Here is a 25,252-nt window from a genome sequence, read left to right as displayed (position 1 = left end):
AACAAATGGAAGATTTAAGTACACCAGAACGCGTTTACATGCGCGATGGGAACCTCATTCTACGTACTGCGGAAATCGAAGACGCAAGTATGATCAGTGAGTACTTTCAGATAAATAAAGAGCACCTTAAAGCATGGGAGCCTACTCGTGAAGAGGCGTTCTTCATAAGAGAAGGTTGGGCGCAACGACTGATTAAGTTAAGCGAGCTTCATAAAATGGGGCTCGGTTATTACTGTTTACTGATCAATGCTGACTCCAATGAGATGCTTGGCACAATATCTTTAGGCAATTTGTCTCGATTCCCGTTCTATGCGTGTAGTGTGGGTTACTCACTGGCTGAACGCGCACAGGGCCAAGGGTACATGCGCAGAGGCTTGAGAATGGCAAAAGACTACATGTTTAATGTGCAGAATATGCACCGCCTTATTGCAACTTACATGCCTCATAATGAGCGCAGTGCTAGTGTGTTGGCACATTTAGGTTTTGTCCGTGAGGGATTTGCTAAAGATTATTTGCAGATCAACGGTAAATGGGAAGACCATATATTGACGGCGTTAGTTAACCCAAATTGGCAAGACAAGCGCGTTCTTTAGACATAAAGCGTCATTAGACGTAAATACCCGTTCAACCGAAATACAGGTTTAGCGGCAGCGAATATCTAAACGATGCTCAAGTCGCCGCTGCACCAAAAAGAACAGATAGGCATGGTTATCCATTCGCCTGAGAAGATATTTGAGGAAATTTGATGTCATACACCACTTTGGACGAATACCAAAGAAAATGGATTTTTACTCACCAGTCGATGCCTTTGCCAATAGAGGACTTGGAAAAAATTAAGCCAATGACACAGGCAAGAGCGTCTCAGTTTTGGAAAGAGAACGTAAGCCCTCAAAGCCCAGACGCAGAGAGACTCAGTTCACAAGACTGGCCACGCAAAGCGTCTAACTGGAAAGAAGAGATCAGCTGGATGGCAAATTGGGAAGCCGACGAACCGGACATGCCAGAAGAGATCCTTAACTTTATCGATTGGCAAGATGACGTAACGGTTTATTTTTGTTACGAAAAATACAACATCCTTGAAACGAAGTGGTCAGTGTTTAAAAAACATTGGAAGAATTTTTTGTTCTATGATGATGGTCCTATTTTGTTGGGGCGCCGTCGTTCTGAAGCGCTTTGGTTCGCTACCAACGGCACGGTGAAAATTGGCAACCGTGCATAAGTTAAGCGTGATATAACCAAGTCAAGCGTGAGGGAATGAAACGGGTAGCGTGTTGACGGTATCGATAGGAAGCGAGTATTTAGCTCGCTTTTTTTGTACGTGATGATCTTCGAGATGCATAAGGAGTGACTGGTATTTGGCTTCGATGGTTGATGAAAATTTCAGGCTGTTAAATACTGATAGTTTACTAAATTGAGATCGCTATCTCATTGGCTTACTTGAAGTTTTTTGAGTTTTAGCTATATTGATAATACTGCCTTAGTGGAGGTGAAGTATTATGATTTGGGAGACTCTCGAACGTGTAAATAAACTTCGCAAGGAAGCAATGGAGGATCCAGAATTTTTGGATTCAGCAAAAATGCATGAGCAATGGCTTTTAAGCGAAACTCATAATCAACCAAATAAAGGAGCAAAAGAGAAGAAACCGAAAAAACTATCTGATATTTATGAAAATACGGATTTCCCTATCAACCCAACTGGAACTAAACATTAACAATGATCAACAGCAACACGGCTGAGGCTATTAACCAAACAGCGATAAGTCGATTAAACCTACCAGCCTTAAGCCACCAATAAAAAAGCCACTTTCAACAAATCGAAAGTGGCTTTTTCTTTTCTAATTGATGACTAAAATGGATCGTCTGTCAAACTCACCGCTTTTCAAACTAGCTATTGATTAGGCTCAATCCGCTTGGTAATGCATCGCCAAACACGCGTTTAGACTCACTTTCAGAAAGCTCAGTCACTTCACTCACTAATGTTAACCATGAATCAGGGACCTTGCTTTGTTTAAGCTTCTCAATCACTTGATTGCGATAGTCGTCAGAGATATCAAACTGACGGTCACCGGTTTTACGACAAATCATCACCGCTGCAAAGGCGATCATCTGCTCTTTATGCCAGTTCTGATCAAGCAGTTTCGGTAACCACTGTTCAGCTTGCTCTCTAGGAATCACGCTGTGTTGGCTACCATACAAAGGCGTTCTTGAAGCCAATCGACCTAGCGCCCACCAGTGCGCTTGTTCAAATTGGTTATGGTTGATCGCTTTGCTTAAGAACCAACTTGCCAGCAGCACTTTGTCTTCCACCTCAAGTTGCTCAAGTGACGCTGCTAAACGAACCATGGCTTCATAACCATTGTCTTGTGCATCTTTGGCTGTCTTAGGGTTCTTCATTGCGCCTGGGTGAAGGTACTTAGCGATGTCCGCTAAGATACTTTCTTGTTGCTCTTGGTTAAGCCCGCCAGCGACACGGCGCCAGAATACCCACCAGTCTGTCCAGCCTTGGTGGTTCTTGAACTGAATGCTCTGTTGGTAAAGGCCCCAAATCTGTTCGATACGCCATGAGTCTGTCGGATCACCAAACCCAGGACGTAGCGAGTATCCCGCTAAACGCAGCCAGTTCTTCTCGTGTGCTTCTGATCGACGACGACGCTTGCGGCCTGTACAGAAGGTATCAAACAGGTGACGAAGGGTTGTGAAATCCCATTCGTCACGTTTGCCAAGTCGTTTCTCAAGATCTTTGGCAAGTGTTTTGATCTCTTTCGACTCTGCACTCTTCTTGTTGCCGCTATACAGGCGAGAAATCAGTTCCTTGCATTCGCTCAATCTTGGATGAAGTGTGGAGGTATCAGATTCATCGCTTTGCTTGTTTCTGACTTCAAACTCCAACAACCAACGCTTAGCGTCATCTTCAGTACTTACGCACTCCATTTTTAGGGTGCCGACTTCGGTTAGCTGGCAGGCTAGCAGTACTTCAACACGCTCTTTTTGGTTGGCTTGAAGTTCTGTAGTACCGGAACCTTCCAGTGTAGAAATATACGGTGGAAGAGGGGAGAACAAGTCTGCATCGACATTGACCATCATGCCGTTTTGGATAACGGTATCGTGAGCGATTTGATCGTGTGTGGAAGTCAGTAGATTAAATCGTACCGGCTCACCTAAAGTCAGTGAGAAACGACGGCTGTTTAAGCGTATCTCTTGGCCTTCTTCAGTCCCTTTCGCGAGTAGGCAAAGTGCTTTACCCATCTTGTTCTTTTCTTGCAAATGTAAGAAGTAAGAACGAGCGGCACCGCCACCAATTTTCAGTTGTGCGCCACGGCGAGCTTTACCAAAGGCCACCGCACCCAATGCAACAGACCAATCTGGATGAGGGTTATCAAGCACTGTGATTGGAGAACCGTTCCAGTTGCCCAGTAGCTGAGTGATTCGCTCAGTGACCAATTCACTGTTAAACACACCACCATTGAGTAGCACGCCAACTGGAATGGCAGGTTTGGTGTCATCGAACTCAATCGAGTCTGAATTTTCCAATGCCGCTTTAGACACTTGTTGATGTGTTGCTAGGAATTCTGCAATGTGCTTACTCACCGCAGGGTCAGCTACGTAAGGCAGACCAAACTCAACCACAGCACTGCGGCGTTTGTCTGGCACTTCTGTAAACTCAGAAAGGGGGAAGAAACCTTCCAATGTGATTTGATGAACTTCTTGTTTGGTTAAGCCAATACTCTTAGTACCGCCAAGCAGTTTTGAACCGCTGCCCAGCATGGTGATCTTCACATCATCGGGTGCATTGCTTGAAAGCAGGTTCTCTTTGGCGGCGCGAGTTTGTTGAATCAGTTTAGTTAGGCTAGAGGCATTGAGCTTTTTGTTTTGATTGAAGCGTTGCTCAGCAAGGTGAGCGAGTGCTAAATCGAGGTTATCACCACCTAACATCAAGTGTTCGCCGACGCCGATACGGTCAAGTGCGAGCTCGGTATTTCCGTCGCTATTCGCATCGAATTTGGCTTCAATTAAGCTCAAGTCGGTGGTACCACCGCCAACATCACATACTAGAATCAGCGGGATCTGTTGAAGTTCATCTGCTGCAGTTTGTTGGTGACGGGCATACCAGTCATAACATACTGCTTGAGGCTCTTCGAGTAATAGAACCTTACTTAAGCCCGCCAGTGCTGCCGCTTCGAGTGTCAGCTTACGTGCTGTCTCATCGAACGAAGCGGGAACGGTAACCACAACGTCTTGGTCTTCAAGCTTGTTGCTTGGATTACGGTAGTTCCATGCTTGACGAATGTGGTTGAGATAGCTTGCACTTGCCACAACAGGGGACACTTTATCGACGTCAGTTGCGCCTGCCCAAGGCAAAATGTCGGAGTTACGATCCACCGCTTGGTGTGACAGCCAGCTTTTAGCACTCGATACTTGGCGACCTTCAACCTTGGCACCCAATTCTCGTGCCCATTCGCCTACGATGACATTTTGAATGTCGCCTTCAACTAAGCTTGGCTCCCAAGGCATGGTGAGATCGGAAGGGGAGATCTGTCCTTGTGCCGGATGATAGCGAAATGAAGGTAATAACGGTTTACGAACCACTTCGCCGGGGCCGATGAGTTGGTCAATATCGAAAAGAGAAACGGGAGCATGTTGTAGGTCGTCGTTGATTTCACAATAAGCGACAACCGTATTGGTTGTGCCTAAGTCAATGCCGACTAAAAAACGAGGAGATGCCATACAAAACCTTATTCTGACAAAGTGATGACCAGTTTGTTGATAGTTTTGGTCTTATTATTGTTGTTCATAACAACGGAGTTCCCTATAAGGTTTATGACTGAGGCGGGGATGGGCGCTCACTGTCATTGAATTGATACTCCCTGTTTAGATTGTCGTTTGAATTCTTTGAATACAGGGCTAGGGAATCGCATTGATAAAGTAACGGCACCCGCTAAGGTGCCGTTGATTCACTATGCTTGTTCGTTTGAGTCGTTATTCGAATCTTCACGAACGTCGAACTCAACGTGCCACTTCTGACCGTTGTCAGTGGCAATCGCTTCTAGGTATAAGGTACCAAGCTCAGTAACACGAGAAGCCAAAGTGACAGGAACCACTTCACCTTCGCGACGGCCTTCAGAAACAGGCAGCGTCACTTGAATCTCTGGAAGTTCATCCAGATCTTCGGGTGCCCAGTGATCTAAATGCGTGCCCGCTACGTCTTCACGACGAGTGGTTGAACCGAAGAACTGGAAGTGGACTGGCTGACCAATCACTAGGCCGAACTCTTGGCTAGGAACTTGTACACTTGAACCTTCTTCCATACCAAATGGTGCAACACACAGCGCTTCCATTGGAGGAGCCATACCTGGGATTGCTGGCATCGCACTTTCAATTCCTACGTAGTAAGAAGAAGCGATACCACCGCGGATACGAACGCCTTGGCCACGACGAACTGCGCCGTAGTATGAAGCGCCACTTGCAACCGCTAGGTCTAAGTCTAGGCCTGAAAGCTGTTTAGCGAATTCTGCGTCTGCATTAATTAGCCATTCATTGATGGTATCTGAAAGACGATCCGCAAGTAGGTTCGATTTTAGAACACCACCATTGAACAGAATTGCGGTTGGTTTGATGAAGTCAGCCGCTGGCGCTTCTGCACCCGGCATACCCGGCATGTTTGCAAACGGGTTGAAATCTTGCTGAGCCGTTTCGCTATTTCCAGAAAGCGCATTGGCTTGCTTCGAAAGGAATGCGGCAATGTGACGAGTGATACCTGCATCTTGAGCGTAAGGCAGACCCATTTGAGTCAGTGCACCACGCGTCTTTTGAACTGGGTGCTCAGTCACGGCGACTTTCGGGAAGAAGCCATCAACCAATGTTTGTTGAACTTCTTGCTGAGTCAGTTCTGTTTTCAGTGTTGCGCCCAGTAGCTTAGAACCACGGCTAGGTACAACGATAGGCACACATTGCAGTTCAGTATCGTTAAGCAGTGCTTCTTTCGCATCACGACAGGCGTGAGTCATTGCTTGAACCTGCCAAGGCGCCAACTCTTTACCTTCTTGAGCCAGTTTCATTTTCAGGCGGTAAGCCAGTGCTAAGTCCATGTTGTCGCCGCCAAGTAGGATGTGTTCACCTACTGCGATACGATTCAGGCTTAGGTTACCGTCATCTTGTGTTACTTCAACTAACGAAAGGTCGGTTGTACCACCACCGATATCGACAACAAGAACGATGTCACCAACGTTGACTTCATCACGCCATGTGTCGTTGCTGTTATCAATCCAGCTGTAAAGCGCAGCTTGTGGCTCTTCTAGAAGCGTTAGGTGAGTGAAACCAACATTACGTGCCGCTTCTGCTGTTAGGTCACGAGCCGCAGGATCAAACGAAGCAGGAACCGTGATAGTGACATCTTGGTCGGCCAGTTTATGTTCTGGGTTTGCGTGGTTCCAAGCGTCTTTAAGGTGCTCAAGGTACAACTCAGTTGTCTTAAGCGGAGAGACTTTTTCAACTTCTTCAGGGCTGCCAGCTGGAAGGAACGCATCACGACGGTTCACACCACCGTGGCATAACCAAGATTTTGCACTTGCGACTAAACGGATAGGGGTTTTAGAACCCAGGTTACGAGCAATCGCACCAACCAGCGCTTTCGGTTCTGAAGACCAGGGCAAAACGCGAGAGCCGGCATTCATTTCATGTTCGTGCGGTTGGTATAGGAACGAGCCCAGTTGGCTGCGAGTTTCTACTGTACCTGGCGCGGTCAGTTGAGGGATTGGCATCACCTCTACGCGGGCGTCTTCATTGCTTGTGTCGATGTAAGACAACACGCAGTGAGTGGTGCCTAAATCGATACCAACACTGAACTTAGGTGCTTGCTGCTGTTGTGAATGCTCTCGGTCTTGAGAAGATAGCTCTTGAGCTGAATGACTTTGGTGTTCCATTATAGCTCCACCTCTGCCGGTGCAATCACAGATGCATCGTAGTTTTCAGCAAGCTTAGGCAGGTTCATGTCAGTGGCTTTCCAACCTTTGTGAACCAGTGTACCGTTGAATGGCGTGTTACCCGTTACATTGCCTGTTAGGCGAATTTCTTGTGGATTGAAGCCTTCAACAACCGTGATACGTGTTTCTTCATCTTCAGTGCGGATGTGAGACAGTGTTACGTAGTCTGCCAATACTTTTTGACCGCCAGTGTGAATCACACGTGCTGCTGCGCCAACTTCTTCATCAGAGAATGACGTTAGATCTTCTTTTAGGAAATCAATTAGGCGCGCTTCTTGTTGCATGATAGACAGAAGTTGCATTGCCGAATCGGTCGTTGCTGTTGCTAGTTTTGATTCAACTTCTACGACTTTTTCGATCACTTTCTCAACTTCAATCACTTTCTCAACTTCGACAATCTTCTCAACTGGCTTTTCAACTTCAACTATCTTCTCTACTGGTTTTTCAACGACTTTCTCAACCACTTTGGTTTTACGAGAAATGGCGATAAGCAGTAGTAAAACGCTTGATGCAGTGAGGCCTGCGTGAAGCATATCAAACGTCTGTGGGATTAGGTTCAAATCAACGATCATAGTGATTTTCTCTTTAAAATGACTTAACAGTATATTCATTGGTTACGTTGAATATACGGGTTGGAAAGAAAACTCTGAAACCCTCAGGCAATACGGGTTCTTTCAAGCTATAAATATGGATGAATACTAGCATATTCAAGGCGTAGAGCAGTATTTAATGTTTTTAATCAAGTGGGATTTTGGTGTGTTTTGTAAAAATTCGTCGAGATTTGATTGAATAACAACCATTGGTATGCTGGGAAGGTAAACTAGTGCCTATTTTGTATCAGTTTTAGTTATAAAGACGCATGGAGCCTATTTCGTTTACGTTATATACTTAACTGTCTACAGAATTCAACATGGGATATGCATGCCTCATATTATCGACTCGTATACAGGGTTGAAGAGAAAAACTTTACCATTAGTTGTTTTTTTTGCCTTCTTTCTGATTACGGCATTGTGCTTTGCGTTAGTCGCCCTCAACCAAAATCGTGCCTTGAGCACAAATTTGGAGCACTTTGCTAAAAATCGAACCTTAAGTCTGAAAGCCTTTATTGACAATGACATCGCTTATATCGGATCTGGTGCCAATTATTTTTATGCTAACGATTTTAAACATTGGGTTGGATTCGATCGATTTGCAGAACAAACCATTAAAGATTCAAAAAGCTTAATCAGCTTACAGTGGATGCAAAAAGTGCCGGCCGATGAAGTGGCGGAACATATGGCGAAGATGAAAGAGGTGTACCCATCCTATGAGGTGTACACCATACCGAAGCACGAACCTAAAACCACGGGTTACATCTTAGATGGTGAGCCTGCTTTTATCGTGACGGATGTCTACCCAAACACGGAAGAGAATAACAAAGTACTTGGCTTTTATTCTTCTCGAGAGCGATTTAAGCGAGTTCTGGACAATATGTACCGAACGCGCCAAGCGAATGTTTCAGACAACGTTCGTTTAATACAAGATGGGGTAGATCCAAGTATTCCTAAGAAGGGGATATTGGTTTATCACCCTGTTTTTGACGGTGATAGTGATAATCTACTCGGTATAGTGATTGGTGTGCTTCATACTGCTGATTACTTTGACAACCTCTTTGCGTCGGCTATCAATGATATTGACGTTTATATCCGTGTTACTGATATAGGTTTTGAAGCAGAAGACGCGCCTATTTTGTTTGAAAGCGAAGGTTTTGAAAGTGTGTCGGGACACCATTCGACCCAAATGATTAACTTGGTTAACCGAGATTGGCAGATCGACTACAAGTTAGATTCATACATCACATTTAATGGTTACCTTGTATTAGTGGGTATTGCTTTGGTTGGCACCACCATATCATTCCTGCTGGCCTACATCGTGAACCTGCAAATTCGTGAGAAAGAACGTTTGTATAAAATGTTGGATAAAAGGACAGAAGAACTTCGTTTCTTAGCTGACCACGATAGCTTAACCGAAGTTTATAACCGACGTGCTTATAATAAAAGAATGAGTAGCGCCATTGAGAAAAACACACATTTCAGCCTTATTGGATTTGATATCGATGAGTTCAAAGGTATTAACGACCAATTTGGCCACCCTGCTGGCGACGCTTTGCTGATACATATTATCAAGTTGATTTTGGATAATTTAAAAGAAGGGGATGATGTGTTTCGTATCGGCGGCGATGAGTTCTGTATTATTTCTAATGTCACAAATCATGAGGCGTTGAAGACTTACTTAGAGTGTATTTTAAATTCGGTGAGCCACTCTCATTGTAAACATAAAGACCGAGACCTTAGCTGTACCTTGAGTATTGGTGCGGTTATTCGTGATAATGAGAACAGCGAAGAACTGATGCAAAAAGCGGACAGTATGCTCTATCAAAGTAAGATCAATGGTCGAAATAGAGTCACAATTGCAGCCTAAATGAACACTTGATACAACTAAGGTCGAGTTCTTTATTGGGCTCATGTACAATTTTACAAAATATTTAAAGAGATAATTAGGCGACGTATGAATCACAATCGAGTGGTGTGTTTCGATTTGGAAATGTGCTGTTGGAGTGAAGATGGTGTAGGAACAACGGGCGAGATCATCGAAGTGGGGCTTGCTGAGATTGATCTTCTCTCTGGGACTATCGTGAAGCGAGCACAATACTACGTTAAGCCGGAGAAAGATGAGATATCTCCTTTTTGTGCAGAGCTAACGGGTATTACACCACGTAAAATCGAAAAGCAGGGGCGTCCATTAGAATCTGTGATTAAGTCGATGATTAAAAACTTTGGCGGCCCTAAAAAAATCTACGCAGCGTGGGGGCGTGACGACCTTATCTTACGCAAAGAGTGTATCGAGAAAGGCATCGAGCCTCCTTTTAGCGAGTTTATCAATATCGCAACACTTTATCGGGTTCAGAATCGATTGAAAGACAAGCGCATAGGCCATCGCGCCGCTCAAGAAGAGAAAAATATTGAGTGGGAAGGTCGTCAGCATTCAGGTTATGTCGATGCTTATAACTTGGCAAAGCTTACTTTGACCATGCTTTAGAGGCTTATCTTTTCCGCAATCAAACCGGCGAATGACCAGTGCTCGTAATCAAAGTCCATTCCAACCTGATGGGCAATGGGCTTCACTGTTATTTAATCGACAGCGATGAGTATGTGAACTGTCGCTGTTGATCCTATTCAGCGCTTAATCTTCGCCCAACACATTTAGCTTACTTTTGATAAAATCTTTGTGGTCAACATAAAGTAATTCTGCGGTTTTTCGGATCACGGAATCTTCAAGTGGATCAATCTCTCCATCAGCATGCGCGACTTCCCACATTGCTTTAATCAAGTCTATGCGAACCGGCTGTGAAAGCTCGCGTAGTTGAGAGGTAAAGTCGTACAGAGAAACAGATTGTTCAACTTGAGGCTCAGCTTGCGCCAATAAAGCTTTTGATTCTTCTTCGGTTATGTCCAATAAACGTTGAAGTAATTGTATCTTAGCCTCTTGTTCTGAGTCATTTATCGCGTGGTCTGCACCAGCGACTTCGCATAACAAGCTGGCAATCGCTAAATTCGGAGAGGCGATGGACGTTTTGCCTAGATCAGAGCCTTCGACTAATTGTTTAAATAACGAGGTAAGTGAGTTAAACATAAGAGCATTCCAGTTATGGTGAATATTATTACTATTAGGCCTACAGAGTGTGATCGCAAGCCTCTTTACTTAAAACTGACATTACGAATAGGCGAGCAGAAAGGAGCACTTTTAAATCGGGTTTTGGAAAGTGCGTGACTTCTCCATTATCCCTTAGCGTTGCAATTGCTTGTAGTTTGGCCATCGCTACCTAATTTGCGTTCACCAATCCCACTTCGCTTTGCAAGGCGATAGAAGTTTTGATTGCTAGGACGTCGCTTCTCGATTCGCGCGCTTATGTATGGCGAAGTCGTTCAACATTGAGCGCGGGCGAGATCATCAGCGGTGGGGTTAGTTGTCGAGTGTTTTTGTTTCGAGCGCAGCGTGTTCAGACTCAGTAGCCTCAAGTATTTCGATAACTTCAGAGCTAGACAGTTCATGACCCATTAAAAATATTGCTAATAGGGCATCGGCTTTGGTTTTGGTGTCGGAAGGGTCGTCTAACACTTGTTCAAGCTTTTCGCGAATCATCGTAATCTCGTGCTCAACAAAACCTCTTCCTTCCTCGTCCCCTTGATGGTCGTCGGGGACGTTATCAAACTCAAGAAAAAACAGGTCACCGTCTAGGTTAGTATTCACCAAACGCTCGGGCAACCACGCTTCACCCATAACAACATCTGGGTCGGAATCACTGGGTAAGTGGTCTATAATGGATTGTAATTCTGAGACTTTCACAATACTTCTATTTCACTGATAATATTCTTCATTGTAACGGCCAATGCAGATCAAACCTAAAATTAGTTTTCTGAAATAGCCTAAAACTGTCTATTCAGTAACACCATATTAATGACAAAGAGTAATAACATAAGAATGAAGCGCAAATATTTATCGACTCTCACTGCCTCTGGCGTGATTTTACTCAGCAGCGCTTTCCTAGGCACGAATGTGTTGGCCGCGGAAGAACAAGAGTGGGGTATCGCCGCAATGTACCGAACTGCCAGCATCCCTTATGACACGTCTGGTGGCGATCAAACGGTTAGCTCTTTTGTTCCTATGCTATTTTTCAAGAACGACTATGTATTCATTGATGGCACTGAAATGGGGGCTTATCTCTATCAAACTGACGATGACAAATGGTCTTTAAACGCGATTTCTCGGACACGATTTATTGATATTACCGCTTCGGAGCAAAATGCGATTGAGGGCGATACTGCCGATTTTGGTGCGCAAATCCGTTATCAATGGAATGAACAGTGGACGTTCGAAACCGAGATCATGAGCGACAGTGAGTACAATTTTCACGGTAATCTGCATGCTAAAACAAAGTATGATATCGGCGATTGGGAATTTACTCCGACAGCGACACTTCGTTACAAAAGTGCCGATTTTAATAGCGCCTATTATGCTGCCGCTGGCGAGTCGATAGGGGCGGGGGTCGATCTGAACGTCGGTGTTGAAGCGCGTTACCACGTGATTTCAAACTTGTACTTGTTGGGTTCAACCAGTGTGACTCGATTGGACGACAATGCTTATGATTCGTCGATTGTCGAAGACCGTTATCAAGGTGAGTTGTACCTGGGTTTTGGTTTCTTCAACGACAAAGAAAAAGCACCGAAACCGAAACTGAGTAATGCCCCCTATTTACGGGTCGCACATGGTTGGGCAACACCATCGAACATTGGCGACATCATGAAGTTCAATACCGAGAAAGATGAATACAACAATCAATTGACCTCATTGTTCTACGGCCATCCGTTAACCGATGAGCTTTTTGGTTTGCCATTGGACCTGTATCTTACGCCGGGTATTGCCCATCACTGGCGTTCCGATGTTCAATCAAGCAGCACAGAATACATTGTTGCGATCAAAGCTTATTACACGTTCAATTGGCCAGCACAGTGGCGATTTGGTGTTGCGGAAGGGATGTCTTACATCGATTCGATTACGTACATTGAAGGTACTGAAATGGATCGTAAAGGGTATACAGCAAGCCATCTTTTGAACTACTTAGATTTCTCATTTGATGTGAATGTCGGCGACTTGATCGGTAAGAATGACTTGAACAACTTATGGTTGGGTTATTCATTGCATCACCGTTCTGCGATCTTTGAAAAAGCCTCTCAGTTTGGACGAATCAAAGGCGGCAGTAACTACAACACGGTTTACTTCCAATATGAGTTTTAAGCGCAGTTTTTAACGTTATCTTTAAACCAGAGTTTACTCAGTACAACTTACATTTGACCGCGCTTCCATCGCTCTTGAGAGTGCTAGCGTGATTAATCAGCCTGATAGCAAAAGGTTTTCCCTTTGCTGTCAGGCTTTTTTGTTTGAGACTTGTGATATAATCGCGCGAGTTTAATAAGTACAACAATAGGACACGCTTTGACTTCGTCTCCGGAAAAAGCAGACAACAACAAGAATGCAGCACAGCCAAGTTCTTCACAGAGCCAAGCGAAACCCAATCAAGCTGCATCGAAAAAATCTGTTGAACAATCAAAGAACAAACAAGCTGAACAATCAGCGACAAACAACAAATCATCTCAGAATAGCCCAGCCTCTCTTCGTAAAGCGCTCAATGAATGTATGATGCGCGATCGCTTCCGTTTGAGTAAGCGAATTGCTGGTGCGAGCAAAATTAAGAATGAACAAGCTAAGCACGCTGTCTTTGATGAGATTGCGTTAGACATAGCTAAGTCGATGATGACAGCCACACAGCGTGCGGCACAGAAACCGACGATTGAATACCCAGAAATTCTACCGGTTAGCCAAAAACGCGAAGACATCGCGAAAGCCATCGCTGAAAACCAAGTGGTTATCGTCGCGGGTGAAACGGGTTCGGGTAAAACCACTCAGTTACCCAAAATCTGTTCTGAACTTGGCCGCGGCCGCTTTGGCTTAATTGGTCACACTCAGCCGCGTCGTCTTGCGGCGCGTTCGGTTGCCAACCGTATTGCTGAAGAGATGGAAACACAGCTGGGTGAGTTCGTTGGTTATAAGGTTCGATTCAACGACCAAATTTCTGACAACACCCAAATCAAATTGATGACCGACGGTATTCTACTGGCGGAGATTCAGCACGACCGATTCTTAAATCAGTACGACACCATCATCATCGATGAAGCGCACGAACGTAGCCTGAACATCGATTTCATCATGGGCTACCTGAAAGAGTTGCTGCCAAAGCGTCCTGATCTGAAAGTGATCATCACGTCGGCAACCATAGACCCAGAGCGTTTCTCGAAGCACTTTAACAATGCACCAATCATTGAAGTCTCTGGCCGTACTTACCCTGTGGATACACGTTACCGCCCATTAGGTGGTGATGAAAGTGATTCAGACCGCGACCAAATTGAAGGCATCTTCGACGCGGTTGATGAACTGTGTGATGAAGGCCTTGGCGATATCTTGATCTTCATGAACGGTGAGCGAGAGATTCGTGATACCGCCGATGCATTAAGTAAACGTAACCTACGTGATACTGAAATTGTGCCGCTTTACGCACGTCTATCGGCGGGTGAGCAGAACCGAATCTTCCAGTCTCATACTGGTCGACGCATCGTTCTGGCAACCAACGTGGCAGAAACCTCGTTAACGGTTCCGGGCATCAAGTATGTTATCGACCCGGGTACGGCGCGTATCAGTCGCTACAGTTACCGTACCAAGGTACAGCGTCTACCGATTGAGCCCGTGTCTCAAGCGAGTGCCAATCAGCGTAAAGGTCGTTGTGGTCGTGTTGCGGAAGGTATCTGTATTCGTCTCTACTCCGAGGAAGATTTCGAATCACGTCCAGAGTTTACTGATCCAGAGATCCTTCGTACTAACCTAGCATCGGTAATCTTGCAGATGACAGCGCTAGGCCTAGGCGACATTCAAGCGTTCCCATTTGTTGAAGCGCCCGATAAGCGCAACATTCAAGATGGTGTCAGATTGCTTGAAGAGTTGGGTGCGATCGCGACAGTTGAACCGTCAGCGAACAAAAACAACAACCATGGCGATGATAAGAAGAAGCTAACTGCGATTGGTCGTAAGCTGGCGAAGCTGCCGATTGATCCACGTTTAGCACGTATGGTGATTGAAGCGCCACGTAACCGATGCCTACACGAAGTGATGGTGATTGCGTCGGCGTTGTCGATTCAAGATCCACGAGAGCGTCCATCAGATAAGCAACAATCATCTGATGACAAGCACAAGCGTTTCTTCGATAAAGAATCTGACTTCATCACGTTTGTTAATTTGTGGGATTACGTTAAGCAGCAACAAAAAGCGTTGTCGAGTAACCAGTTCCGCAAACAGTGTAAGCAAGATTACCTCAACTATTTACGTATCCGTGAATGGCAAGATGTGTACTTCCAAATTCACCAAGCAATGCGTGAACTCGATACTAAGCTGAATACAGAACCGGGCAGCTACGATGGCATTCACATGTCCCTGTTATCAGGCCTGTTGTCGCACATCGGTATGAAAGACCAAGAGAAGAATGAATATCAGGGTGCACGTAATGCGCGCTTCCATATCTTCCCTGCGTCTGGCCTATTTAAGAAACAGCCTAAGTGGATCATGTCTGCTGAGCTGGTGGAAACCTCAAAACTGTGGGGCCGTGTAATTGCTAAAATTCAACCTGAATGGATTGAACCGCTAGCGAAACACCTGATTAAGCGCAGCTACAGCGAACCGCATTGGTCGAAGAAACAAGCGGCGGTCATGGCGCACGAAAAAGTGATGCTTTACGGGATCCCAATCGTACCTAAACGCCTTGTGAACCACGGCGCGATTGATGCCACCGTCAGCCGTGAGTTGTTTGTACGCAGCGCGCTTGTTGAAGGTGAGTGGGAAACCAAACACGCTTTCTTCAAGCAGAACCGTAAGCTGCTGCAAGAAGTCGAAGAGTTAGAGCATAAATCGCGTCGTCGTGACATCTTGATTGATGATGATGAACTGTTCGATTTCTATGACCAGCGTGTGGGCGAAGAGGCGGTTTCTGGCCGTCACTTTGATACTTGGTGGAAGAAGACCAGTCAGAAAACCCCTGAGCTGCTTAACTTTGAAAAATCGATGCTGTTCCGAGGCGATGCCAGCCACGTTACCGATCTGGATTACCCGAACTTCTGGCATCAAAATGGTATCAAGCTCAAGCTGAGTTACCAATTTGAACCGGGCGACGACAACGATGGTGTCACGGTACACATTCCGCTGCCTATCTTGAATCAGATTGATCAAAACGGGTTTGATTGGCAGATCCCGGGCCTTCGTCAGGAACTGGTGATTAGCCTAATTAAGTCGCTGCCGAAAACACTGCGTCGTAACTTTGTTCCTGCGCCGAACTACGCTGATGCGTTTTTAGCTCGCGTCACTCCGTTAGAAACGCCGCTATTGGACTCTCTTGAAAAAGAGCTACGCCGCATGACGGGTGTTGAAGTGGTGCGTGATGATTGGAAGTTAGACCAGATACCAGAGCACTTAAAGGTAACATTCCGTGCTGTGGATCATCGCAAGCGTAAGCTCAAGGAACAGAAAGACCTCTATGAGCTGAAAGAGAGCCTAAAAGACAAGGTTCAAGAAACGCTTTCTAAGGTTGCTGACGATGATATTGAACAGCAGAACCTGCATACGTGGAGTTTTGGCGAATTACCCAAAGTCTACCAGCAGAAGCGTGGTGGCTACGATGTTAAAGCTTTCCCAGCGCTGGTGGATACCAAAGACAGCGTAGAGATCAAACTGTTCGAAACCGAGCAAGAGCAGATCTCTGCGATGAAATCGGGTCAGCGTCGTTTAATCTTGTTGAACGTGCCGTCGCCAATCAAATACTTGCACTCGAATTTGCCGAACAAATCCAAGCTTGGCTTGTACTTCAACCCATATGGCAAGGTTCTCGATCTTATCGATGACTGTATCGCTTGTGGTATTGATAAGCTGATCGAAGAGAAGGGCGGTTTAGTTTGGGAACCTGAGCAGTTTGAAGCATTGAAAGAGCATGTACGTGCAGAGTTGGGTGATACGGTTGTTGAAATAGCTCAACAGGTTGAAACCATATTAACCACGGCATTCAATATCAGTAAGAAGTTAAAAGGGCGAGTTGACCTTTCCATGGCTTTTGCGCTTTCAGACATCAAAGCTCAAGTAGAAGGCTTGATTTTTAAAGGGTTTGCCACGGAATGTGGTTGGAAACGCCTGCCAGATATTCTACGCTATATGAAAGCGATTGAGCGTCGTATGGAAAAACTACCGATTGACCCAAATAAAGATCGATTGCACATGATCAAAGTTGAGTCCGTAATGAATGATTACAAAGAGCTGCTGAATAAAATTCCAAAAGGTATTGCGGTTCCAGAAAACGTAAAAGAGGTGCGTTGGATGATAGAAGAGCTTCGTGTAAGCTTCTTCGCACAGCAACTTGGTACACCTTATCCTGTTTCAGACAAGCGAGTTAAAAATGCAATTGATGCTTGTTAAGGGAATAAAACTAGACGTAGTGGCATGATTTGGGTATAAATCTTGCTAGTATAATTATTAATTGAATAGTGATTACATACCGGGCGACTTGGTGGCAATTTATTACCACACAAGGTCGGCTATTAGGATAAAAAGGTTGAATATGAAAAAAACGTTATTGGCACTCGCACTGTTAGGTGCATCTTCAACAGCAATGGCTGATTCATGGATATACGGTGGTGTTATGGGTGGTCAAAACTCATTTGCCGGCGAAAATGAAATGGCGGTGGGGATTCATGCAGGTACCGGTATTCTTCCATTGATCGGTGTTGAAGCGGGTTACTGGAATCTTGGTTCTTTTGATAACATCAAATACGGTAATCGTAACCTAACTAACATGGATGCAAGCACCGTATACGCAGCAATTAAGCCAAGTATCGACATCGGTCCTCTGCACATATACGCGAAGGGTGGTCTTCACTCTTACCAGCTAAAGGCAGACAGCTTCAAGCAAGACGAAGTTGATATTATGTACGGTGTCGGCGCAGAATACTTCGTATTTGGCCCTGTCTCTGTTGGTGCTAGCTACCAAAAATTCAAAATGAAAGATGACGACTCAGACGTATTTACGCTAAATGCCACTATTCACCTACTGTAATTAATCAGTCAGGCGATCGTAAGTAACGATCGGATAGTCGTTAAAGAGTTCGTTAGAATTGATAAAAAATGCCAGCTTGATAGCTGGCATTTTTGTCTCTGATGTTCGGGCAACATCTAAAGAGGGACGGTTATACCAAAATCACAGTCAGTAATTGTTCAGAAATAGCGCAGGAAAAAAGCTTGAGAACAAGGCCGCTCTTTTCGACAAGCAGCTTCGATAAGGCGTTATTTTACAATCAAACAGTCTAACGAAGTTATCGAGGTTTTTAACAAGCTAGGATGGCCGGTTATTTATCACCATTAGTATTACTTCTTGCTGTTTAGAATACGCTGAATTCTTGGATTAATCGCTTTACCGTGTTGGCTTTCGTACTCTTCACGTTTTAAATCGTTTAGGTTCTTCACTGAGTTAGCGGCAAGCAAGAATTGTGGTAATTCAGTTTCAAGCATCCCTTTCTCTTCTAAACGTTTCGCTTCCAAGTAATACTTTTTAAATAGCCCATCAAGTTTGTTCTCTGCTGTGCGTTTCAAGTCATACAGTTTGTTTTGAATCAGCCATTTTTCGATTTTGTTCACCGCTGTGCGCGACAATACACGAATGCGGCTATCTAATAACTCTTCTTCAGTTAAAGAGTCTTTCAGAATCCAAAGTTCACCCATTTGAGGCGGCCAACTGTTACCGAGTTGAATTCGCTCATGACAGTGCATTAGCACTCGATTGAGGCCATCAGAATCGACAGAGTGGGCAAACTCAATGAACTTACCACTTGGCTCACTGCCGTATTGGTATTCCCATTGTGTTTCGTACACGCTCAGGAAAGAACCGAACACATGGATACACCAATCTGTCAGCTCGAGTTCTGCCGGATCTTGATCAACGACAGGCACTTGCTGAGACTTACCAGAGTCAGTCGCGTTAGGTGTTGTCACCCTGACTTCGGTTGTTTGTGCGGCAATCACTTCACTCTGTATTGGCGCATTGGACTCAACCGTTGGATCTGGCTCAGAAGGTTGGCTTTTTGCCTTTTTGAATGAGCTGCTGCCTGAAGCGTTCAGATGGGCTAAGCTTTTGTCGATACCCATTTCCTTGAGCTTGTCCTGCATTTCCTGAATATTGAGAGGTTTTCTGGTGTTGTCTTTCATTTTGTTTCTCGTTAACTAGCCAGTATTGTAGCTTGGATTCAATTCTAGATAGTGGCATTAATTCATTGGCTTTGGCTTTATACCAGAGGACAAATTTCTTCCATACTAAATTATGGTCACCGGCGAGGCCGGAGAATTTAAACGCACGCTCTGCCCATGATGGTATCTCTTCTTCGTTCAGGTCATGCGTCGAAACGGTATTACTGTTGGTTGAACCTCGACCTTGAGAGGGCGGCTGCATATTTTGCATTGCCGGCGGCGCGGGTTGAAACTTAGGTGCAGTCGAGTAGACCGGTATACTATTGACCGGTTGAGCCTCAACGTGCTCCACCGCTTGCTTTTGTTCAATCAGCATTTTGAAAACGTGAATCTCTTTTTTATCTCGATAATCCACTTTCACCTTATCGAGTAAACCTTGGTCGACTAAGCATTTCAAGCAGTCTGCTAAACCAAATGTAGAGAGAGCACACAGTTCACCTGCTGTTTGCAAGCACACATTGGTGTAACCGAACTCGTCAGCACCGTCTGCAAGCATCAATAAAACCAGCTTTTCTGCCGGGCTAGACGTCTGCACTTGCCAGGCTAAATAAGAATATTTGGCGCTCAATGTTGTGTTCTCAAAAAAAGGTAAGTCGTTGTCACTATTGTAAGTCACCCCTTACTGAATTTATAGCAACTTAACAGAAAACGGGGTCGGTTAGGCAAATATTAGCCGTAACCAGAGGCCAAACAGAGAAAGTTAGCTTTAATGGCTAAAGGTCAGTTGGGTCTTTTGACTATTGGCATCACCCATTTGAATGATTTTGGGTTTTCTAGCATTAAAATTGCCGTGTTTTTAGCCAATAACAGTCTCTTTTAACGATTCAATTTGGCATTGTTAGCGTGTTTGATTAGTATGTGTAGCTATCTAAAAAAACTAATCATCCGATACGGACACTACCAACTGGTAGATGAGGAAATGATGCAACATCTAGAAGAGATCATTGCTAATGCAACGACTGCTATTGATACGGCAGATTCGTTAGTCGCACTTGATGAAGTGCGAGTTCAGTATTTAGGTAAGAAGGGTGAACTCACTCTTCAACTACAAAGCCTAGGTAAACTTCCACCTGAAGAGCGTCGCACTGCTGGTCAAGAGATCAACAAAGCGAAAGGTGCTGTTCAACAAGCGATCGCAGCTCGTAAAGACGCACTTCAACGTGCAGAGCTTGAAGCGAAACTCGCTGAAGAAACCATCGATGTGAGCCTACCAGGTCGTCGCATTGAGAACGGTGGTCTTCACCCAGTGACTCGCACCGTTGAGCGTATCGAACAGTTCTTTGGTGAGCTTGGTTTTAACACTGAGTCTGGCCCTGAGATCGAAGATGCATTCCACAACTTTGATGCACTAAACATCGCAGACGATCACCCAGCTCGTACTGATCACGATACTTTCTTCTTCAACCCTGATCTCATGCTACGTACGCACACTTCTGGTGTTCAAATCCGTACGATGGAAAACGGCAAACCGCCATTCCGCTTCATTGCTCCGGGTCGTGTTTACCGTAACGACTACGATCAAACTCACACGCCAATGTTCCACCAAGTGGAAGGTATGTTAGTGGATGAGAACGTAAACTTCGCACAACTTAAAGGCATTCTTAACGATTTCCTTTGTAACTTCTTTGAAGAAGAAGTTGAAGTGCGTTTCCGTCCTTCATTCTTCCCGTTCACAGAGCCTTCAGCTGAAGTTGACGTGAAACGTAAAGATGGCAAATGGCTAGAAGTTCTAGGCTGTGGCATGGTTCACCCTAACGTACTTCGCGCTGTTGGCATCGACCCTGAGAAATACTCTGGTTTTGCATTCGGTATGGGTGTAGAGCGTCTAACGATGCTTCGTTACGGCGTAAATGACCTTCGTGCGTTCTTCGAGAACGATCTTCGTTTCCTTAAACAATTCAAGTAATCCGGGGCAGTCAAAACTATGAAATTCAGTGAATCTTGGCTACGCGAGTGGGTTAAACCTGCAATTAACAGCGAAGAGCTAGCTCACCAAATCACTATGGCTGGTTTGGAAGTTGACGATGTAGAACCTGTAGCGGGTGTTTTCACCGGCGTTAAAGTAGGTAAAGTGGTTGAGTGCGGTCAGCACCCAGACGCAGACAAACTACAAGTTACAAAGATCGACATTGGTGAAGAAGAGTTGTTAGACATCGTATGTGGTGCATCTAACTGTCGTCTTGGCCTAACTGTCGCAGTCGCAACCGTTGGCGCAGTATTGCCTGGTGATTTCAAAATCAAGAAAGCAAAACTACGTGGCGTTCCATCGAACGGCATGCTTTGTTCTTTCTCTGAGCTAGGTATCGACGTAGAGTCAGACGGCATCCTTGAGCTACCAGAAGGCACAACGCTAGGGTTGGACGTACGTGAGCTTCTTGAGCTTAACGACGTCACTATCGACGTAGACCTAACAGCAAACCGCGCAGACTGCTTCAGCATCCGTGGCCTTGCTCGTGAAGTTGGCGTACTAAACCGTGCAGACGTGACAGAGCCAACCGTTGACGCTGTTGCAACAAGCATTGAAGACACAGTATCTGTTGAAATCAAAGCAACGGATGCTTGTCCACGTTACCTTGGCCGTGTGGTTAAGAACGTAAACGTGAAAGCGGAATCTCCAATCTGGATGCAAGAAAAACTGCGCCGTTGTGGTATCCGTTCAATCGACCCAGTGGTAGACATCACAAACTACGTGATGCTAGAGCAAGGCCAACCAATGCACGCATTTGATCTCGCTAAGATCGAAGGCGGTATCGTGGTTCGTCTAGCAGAGCAGGGCGAAAAGCTAACACTTCTAGATGGCAACGAAGCTGAACTCAACAGCAACACACTTGTTATCGCTGACCACAACAAAGCACTAGCCATCGCTGGTATCTTTGGCGGTCAAGATTCAGGTGTGACTACTGAAACGACTGACGTACTTCTTGAAGCAGCATTCTTCGCACCGGATCACATCCGTGGTCGCGCACGTGCTTACGGCCTTCACACTGATTCTTCTCTACGTTTCGAACGTGGTGTTGATTCAACACTTCAAGCAACAGCAATGGAGCGTGCAACACAGCTTCTCGTTGAAATCTGTGGTGGTGAAGTTGCGCCAGTAAACGGCAGCGAATCTGAAGCTGATCTACCTAAAGCAAACGTAGTTGCTCTACGTCGCGCTAAGCTAGACAGCCTACTAGGTCACGAAATCCCATCTACAGACGTAGTGGAAATTCTTACTCGCCTAGGTTGTACTGTTTCTGTTGTAGAAGATACGGAAACGACAGAAGCTGGTTGGACGGCAACGTCTCCATCTTGGCGTTTTGATATCGCAATCGAGCAAGACCTAATTGAAGAAGTAGGTCGTATCTACGGTTACGATAACATTCCAAACCAAGCGCCTAAAGCGGCACTTAAAATGAATGACCACAAAGAAGCTAACCAACCGCTTAAGCGCGTTCGTGACCTTCTTGTAGACCGTGGCTACCACGAAGCAATCACATACAGCTTCGTAGAACCAGAACAGCAAAAATTGGTTGTACCTGGTGTTGAGCCGCTGATCCTGCCATTCCCAATCTCTGCGGACATGTCAGCAATGCGTCTTGGCCTAATCCAAGGTCTTCTAAACACCGTTGTTCACAACCAGAAGCGTCAACAGCCACGTGTTCGTCTGTTCGAATCTGGCCTACGTTTCATCCCTGAAGCAACCGCTGAAAATGGCATGCGTCAAGAAATGATGCTTGCGGGCGTTATCTCTGGTGCTCGTAGTGAAGAGCACTGGGACATGGCAACGAACACTGTCGATTTCTTCGATCTTAAAGGTGATCTAGAAGCAATTCTTGAGCTTTCAGCAAACGAAATCGCTTACAGCTTCAAAGCTCTTTCTTCAGAAGCAAAAGAGCGCAACCCAGCACTTCACCCAGGTCAGTCAGCAATGATTATGGCTAACGGCAAAGAAGTGGGTATCATTGGTACTGTTCACCCAGAACTCGAGCGTAAGTTTGGTCTTAACGGCCGTACTATCGTATTCGAAATCGAATGGGCAGCGATCAACACTCGCGTGCTTCCAGAAGCCGTAGCCGTATCTAAGTTCCCTGCAAACCGTCGTGATATCGCCGTTGTTGTTGACGAAGCAGTTGCTTCTGGCGACATCGTAGAAGCGTGTATCGCAGCGGGTGGCGAATTCCTAACAGGCGCTAAATTGTTCGACGTATACGTTGGTCAAGGCGTTGAAGAAGGTAAGAAGAGCCTAGCTATCGCACTTAGCCTACAGTCTGTAGAGCGCACGCTTGAAGATGCAGACATCGCTGGTTCAGTAGATGCTATCGTAGCTTCAATCTCAGAGAAATTCGGCGCAGCACTTCGCGACTAATCTCTTCTGATAGATAGAAAAACCAAAGGCCTCGCATTGCGAGGCCTTTTTTGTCTTTGTTTCTAATCGGCATTTGACATAGCTATATTCTTTAAACCCAAAGAAGAAGTTAGTGTATGTTTAAGTTGTTAAGTTAACTTTTAGGCAATTAAGCTAGCAACTTCATTTATACACAAGGTCGGCATTTTGRGCTTATGTATATTAACGCTTTGCAATTCAGCTAAATACCCTTCGGGCTCTTCGTTGTCACTAAAATTTAAACACCTATCCAGATGAATAGCAGTGAAGCGAGATAAACCAATTGACATTAGATTTAGAACGCTCTTTTTACATGAACCAAATTCAAGATATATATGATAAGGTTCTATTGCTTCGGCGGACTGTAGCCCTTGTTCAAGAGCGATATGCTTTAAGATTTCTAAATAGGCTGAAAAATATTTTACCATCTTAAAGCGTATGTCTGTCTCAAGAACTTTTAGACAAGATCTTACTTCTCTTGTTGGGTTAACACTGCCAGTGTCTCTGACCTTTTCTAGGTAAGATATTCTCTCGTGGAGTATTTGACCTATTGGAGCCCCCCAAACCCATTGGTAGGATAAATAGCTAAGCCAAGGCTTGAATTTTTCATGTAGCTTCCACTCGAAGCTAGCTTCGAGAGTATCGATTATCTTTTCAACTCTGGCTTTTGAGCCCGCTATATATGGATATATAGGGTAGTAGTCCTCTATATTTTTCTGATCCAAGAGGTATTTATATAGCCTATCTAGCTGGTCTGGTCTTAAGGATTGGTTTCTCTGTATGATTTCTTCTGGCAGAGCAACGTCTAGTGACTTAACTATCTCAATAGTATTGTCTAACTCATCACTATTTGAGTCCGTTCGATATTGTTCCATGAAAGAAAAATCTTTGGTAATAAGGAAGTCACTGTAGATCTTCCCAATCGCTATATCAGCTTCATCTTGCTTTGTTTCATCCCTGGTTTCTTGAGATTTATCTTCGCGTATTGCCTTTTGTAGTTCTGTTCCGCCATCAGCTAAAATATTACTTATGGATGAAGTTATGGTTTGTAATTTATCTCCTGTATAGCAAGGGCTGTCCCAATCCTCTGGTCTTACACACCATACATTCCCGTGAAATTCGCTAAGAAGACGGCCTGCACGACCTGCTAAGTTTAGGAAATCTGCGCGAGTCATACCATTATCGCCAGACTTGGGGTTCTCAATAATAATGTGCTTAGCTGGGAGGTTTACACCTTGTAACAACGTACTCGTACAGAATACAACTTTAATATCCCCTTTTCTGAAAAGCTCTTCGACCCCAGTTCGTAACAAAGAAGGCATGTTTCCGTAATGGAAGGCAATACCCTTTTTAAGGCAGTTTTTCAGTGCATAGTCAGGGTGAACTTCTTGCTCGATGAAGCTTATAAACATTTTCACATCGTCACTAACCTCGATATCCGGAGCAAGAGTTGAAGCGTGAATTGCACGTTCTTCAGCACTTGATGGGGTATTTGAAAATGAAATGACAGCATCATCATCTGATAGAGTTAGAGCTAAGCTCGCTATTTGTTGGTTCTTACTACCCCTTAATGGGAAAGGTAGGTCGAACTTACCAATATCAGTAGTCCCCTTGCTACTAAGCAAAGATATGTGCATTTTAGCGGGCTTTCTAGCGACTTGGTTTATTAATAAAATATTTTGAGAAACAGGAGTATGCGCCCCATAATCCCACGGGGCGTTTTAATTTCAGTGTGAGACGTTCCAAGGCAGAAGAGAGTTAATATCAGGCTCTGGCTTTACCAGTTCTTTCATACATTTGACCATGTAATCGTAGAGTATCAGTCCGTTCGCTTTCGCCGTCTCGATGATGCTATACAGCAAAGCACTCGCATCAGCACCAAGCGGATTCGTCGAGAATAACCAATTTTTTCTGCCAATGACCAGCGATTTGATTGCGCGCTCTGCTCGGTTGTTGTCGATAGATAAATGCCCATCTTCAACAT

The 25,252-nt window shown here is 44.9% G+C and carries 19 protein-coding genes; 10 read left to right on the top strand and 9 right to left on the bottom strand.

Annotated elements, in window-relative coordinates; translation table 11 throughout:
* The first annotated feature begins 5 nt into the window (after positions 1 to 5).
* From rimJ to L4B77_RS08275, 3 genes are all read left to right on the top strand, one after another.
* Entirely contained in the window at positions 6 to 593 is a 588-nt protein-coding gene (gene rimJ, locus L4B77_RS08285) for a ribosomal protein S5-alanine N-acetyltransferase (protein WP_429749712.1), read from the top strand.
* A gap of 152 nt (positions 594 to 745) precedes the next feature.
* Positions 746 to 1,219, top strand: a complete 474-nt coding sequence (locus L4B77_RS08280) for a DUF2947 domain-containing protein (RefSeq protein ID WP_261837483.1) — start codon at positions 746 to 748, stop codon at positions 1,217 to 1,219.
* Positions 1,220 to 1,496: 277 nt separating this feature from the next.
* On the top strand, positions 1,497 to 1,712 hold the full coding sequence (locus tag L4B77_RS08275; protein WP_261837482.1) for a hypothetical protein: 216 nt from the start codon (positions 1,497 to 1,499) through the stop codon (positions 1,710 to 1,712).
* A gap of 172 nt (positions 1,713 to 1,884) precedes the next feature.
* Here L4B77_RS08275 and L4B77_RS08270 read toward each other — a convergent pair whose 3' ends face one another.
* The 3 genes from L4B77_RS08270 to L4B77_RS08260 all read right to left on the bottom strand — a co-directional run bounded on the left by L4B77_RS08270 (position 1,885) and on the right by L4B77_RS08260 (position 7,552).
* Positions 1,885 to 4,725: an Hsp70 family protein gene (locus L4B77_RS08270; protein WP_429749709.1), complete on the bottom strand. Its 2,841-nt coding sequence runs from the start codon at positions 4,723 to 4,725 to the stop codon at positions 1,885 to 1,887.
* Positions 4,726 to 4,955: 230 nt separating this feature from the next.
* Positions 4,956 to 6,920 carry an Hsp70 family protein gene (locus L4B77_RS08265; protein WP_429749707.1) on the bottom strand — a complete coding sequence of 655 codons (1,965 nt, stop codon included), beginning with the start codon at positions 6,918 to 6,920 and terminating at the stop codon, positions 4,956 to 4,958.
* Positions 6,920 to 7,552 (bottom strand): DUF2760 domain-containing protein, encoded by a 633-nt coding sequence (locus tag L4B77_RS08260; RefSeq protein WP_429749745.1) that lies wholly within the window; start codon positions 7,550 to 7,552, stop codon positions 6,920 to 6,922. Before L4B77_RS08260 ends, L4B77_RS08265 begins: the two co-directional genes overlap by 1 nt.
* A gap of 349 nt (positions 7,553 to 7,901) precedes the next feature.
* On the opposite strand from L4B77_RS08260, the gene L4B77_RS08255 reads away from it, so the two are divergent.
* Positions 7,902 to 9,440 (top strand): sensor domain-containing diguanylate cyclase, encoded by a 1,539-nt coding sequence (locus L4B77_RS08255; protein ID WP_429749705.1) that lies wholly within the window; start codon positions 7,902 to 7,904, stop codon positions 9,438 to 9,440.
* Positions 9,441 to 9,527: 87 nt separating this feature from the next.
* Positions 9,528 to 10,058: a 3'-5' exonuclease gene (locus L4B77_RS08250; protein WP_429749703.1), complete on the top strand. Its 531-nt coding sequence runs from the start codon at positions 9,528 to 9,530 to the stop codon at positions 10,056 to 10,058.
* Between the two features lie 144 nt (positions 10,059 to 10,202).
* Here the strand turns inward: L4B77_RS08250 and L4B77_RS08245 are convergent, their stop codons facing one another.
* Both L4B77_RS08245 and L4B77_RS08240 read right to left on the bottom strand, forming a co-directional pair.
* On the bottom strand, positions 10,203 to 10,652 hold the full coding sequence (locus tag L4B77_RS08245; protein WP_261837476.1) for a tellurite resistance TerB family protein: 450 nt from the start codon (positions 10,650 to 10,652) through the stop codon (positions 10,203 to 10,205).
* Between the two features lie 330 nt (positions 10,653 to 10,982).
* Positions 10,983 to 11,369: a VC1380 family protein gene (locus L4B77_RS08240; protein ID WP_261839712.1), complete on the bottom strand. Its 387-nt coding sequence runs from the start codon at positions 11,367 to 11,369 to the stop codon at positions 10,983 to 10,985.
* Positions 11,370 to 11,501: 132 nt separating this feature from the next.
* Here L4B77_RS08240 and L4B77_RS08235 point away from each other — a divergent pair, with 132 nt between their 5' ends.
* The 3 genes from L4B77_RS08235 to L4B77_RS08225 all read left to right on the top strand — a co-directional run bounded on the left by L4B77_RS08235 (position 11,502) and on the right by L4B77_RS08225 (position 17,718).
* The gene (locus tag L4B77_RS08235; RefSeq protein ID WP_429749701.1) at positions 11,502 to 12,815 is read left to right on the top strand and encodes a MipA/OmpV family protein; all 1,314 of its coding nucleotides are present in this window, start codon (positions 11,502 to 11,504) and stop codon (positions 12,813 to 12,815) included.
* A 198-nt stretch (positions 12,816 to 13,013) separates the two neighbouring features.
* Positions 13,014 to 17,081: an ATP-dependent RNA helicase HrpA gene (gene hrpA, locus L4B77_RS08230; RefSeq protein ID WP_429749699.1), complete on the top strand. Its 4,068-nt coding sequence runs from the start codon at positions 13,014 to 13,016 to the stop codon at positions 17,079 to 17,081.
* A gap of 142 nt (positions 17,082 to 17,223) precedes the next feature.
* The gene (locus tag L4B77_RS08225; RefSeq protein ID WP_261837473.1) at positions 17,224 to 17,718 is read left to right on the top strand and encodes a porin family protein; all 495 of its coding nucleotides are present in this window, start codon (positions 17,224 to 17,226) and stop codon (positions 17,716 to 17,718) included.
* 308 nt (positions 17,719 to 18,026) lie between these two features.
* Here the strand turns inward: L4B77_RS08225 and L4B77_RS08220 are convergent, their stop codons facing one another.
* A complete protein-coding gene (locus L4B77_RS08220; protein WP_429749743.1) occupies positions 18,027 to 18,803 on the bottom strand; it encodes a hypothetical protein in 777 nt (258 codons plus the stop codon).
* The gene (locus tag L4B77_RS08215; RefSeq protein WP_429749697.1) at positions 18,724 to 19,470 is read right to left on the bottom strand and encodes a hypothetical protein; all 747 of its coding nucleotides are present in this window, start codon (positions 19,468 to 19,470) and stop codon (positions 18,724 to 18,726) included. Before L4B77_RS08215 ends, L4B77_RS08220 begins: the two co-directional genes overlap by 80 nt.
* Positions 19,471 to 19,824: 354 nt before the next feature.
* On the opposite strand from L4B77_RS08215, the gene pheS reads away from it, so the two are divergent.
* Entirely contained in the window at positions 19,825 to 20,808 is a 984-nt protein-coding gene (pheS, locus tag L4B77_RS08210) for a phenylalanine--tRNA ligase subunit alpha (RefSeq protein ID WP_429749741.1), read from the top strand.
* An 18-nt stretch (positions 20,809 to 20,826) separates the two neighbouring features.
* On the top strand, positions 20,827 to 23,250 hold the full coding sequence (pheT, locus tag L4B77_RS08205; RefSeq protein ID WP_429749695.1) for a phenylalanine--tRNA ligase subunit beta: 2,424 nt from the start codon (positions 20,827 to 20,829) through the stop codon (positions 23,248 to 23,250).
* Positions 23,251 to 23,390: 140 nt separating this feature from the next.
* Here pheT and L4B77_RS08200 read toward each other — a convergent pair whose 3' ends face one another.
* Both L4B77_RS08200 and L4B77_RS08195 read right to left on the bottom strand, forming a co-directional pair.
* Entirely contained in the window at positions 23,391 to 24,905 is a 1,515-nt protein-coding gene (locus L4B77_RS08200; protein WP_429749693.1) for a helicase-related protein, read from the bottom strand.
* Positions 24,906 to 24,995: 90 nt separating this feature from the next.
* On the bottom strand, positions 24,996 to 25,252 hold a 257-nt coding region (locus L4B77_RS08195; protein ID WP_429749691.1), incomplete at its 5' end, for an IS66 family transposase.

It is taken from the genome of Vibrio minamisatsumaniensis (genome assembly GCF_050337445.1).
Classification (GTDB): domain Bacteria; phylum Pseudomonadota; class Gammaproteobacteria; order Enterobacterales; family Vibrionaceae; genus Vibrio; species Vibrio artabrorum.
This window is presented reverse-complemented; position numbering and strand designations above follow the sequence as displayed.

Bases quoted from the DNA above. Each gene is read 5' to 3' on its own strand.
- pheS (WP_429749741.1), top strand. From the start codon at position 19,825: ATGCAACATCTAGAAGAGATCATTGCTAATGCAACGACTGCTATTGAT.
- rimJ (WP_429749712.1), top strand. From the start codon at position 6: ATGGAAGATTTAAGTACACCAGAACGCGTTTACATGCGCGATGGGAAC.
- L4B77_RS08270 (WP_429749709.1), bottom strand. From the start codon at position 4,725: ATGGCATCTCCTCGTTTTTTAGTCGGCATTGACTTAGGCACAACCAAT.
- L4B77_RS08225 (WP_261837473.1), top strand. From the start codon at position 17,224: ATGAAAAAAACGTTATTGGCACTCGCACTGTTAGGTGCATCTTCAACA.
- pheT (WP_429749695.1), top strand. From the start codon at position 20,827: ATGAAATTCAGTGAATCTTGGCTACGCGAGTGGGTTAAACCTGCAATT.
- L4B77_RS08245 (WP_261837476.1), bottom strand. From the start codon at position 10,652: ATGTTTAACTCACTTACCTCGTTATTTAAACAATTAGTCGAAGGCTCT.
- L4B77_RS08255 (WP_429749705.1), top strand. From the start codon at position 7,902: ATGCCTCATATTATCGACTCGTATACAGGGTTGAAGAGAAAAACTTTA.
- L4B77_RS08220 (WP_429749743.1), bottom strand. From the start codon at position 18,803: ATGGGTATCGACAAAAGCTTAGCCCATCTGAACGCTTCAGGCAGCAGC.
- L4B77_RS08235 (WP_429749701.1), top strand. From the start codon at position 11,502: ATGAAGCGCAAATATTTATCGACTCTCACTGCCTCTGGCGTGATTTTA.
- L4B77_RS08275 (WP_261837482.1), top strand. From the start codon at position 1,497: ATGATTTGGGAGACTCTCGAACGTGTAAATAAACTTCGCAAGGAAGCA.
- L4B77_RS08265 (WP_429749707.1), bottom strand. From the start codon at position 6,920: ATGGAACACCAAAGTCATTCAGCTCAAGAGCTATCTTCTCAAGACCGA.
- L4B77_RS08260 (WP_429749745.1), bottom strand. From the start codon at position 7,552: ATGATCGTTGATTTGAACCTAATCCCACAGACGTTTGATATGCTTCAC.
- L4B77_RS08250 (WP_429749703.1), top strand. From the start codon at position 9,528: ATGAATCACAATCGAGTGGTGTGTTTCGATTTGGAAATGTGCTGTTGG.
- L4B77_RS08280 (WP_261837483.1), top strand. From the start codon at position 746: ATGTCATACACCACTTTGGACGAATACCAAAGAAAATGGATTTTTACT.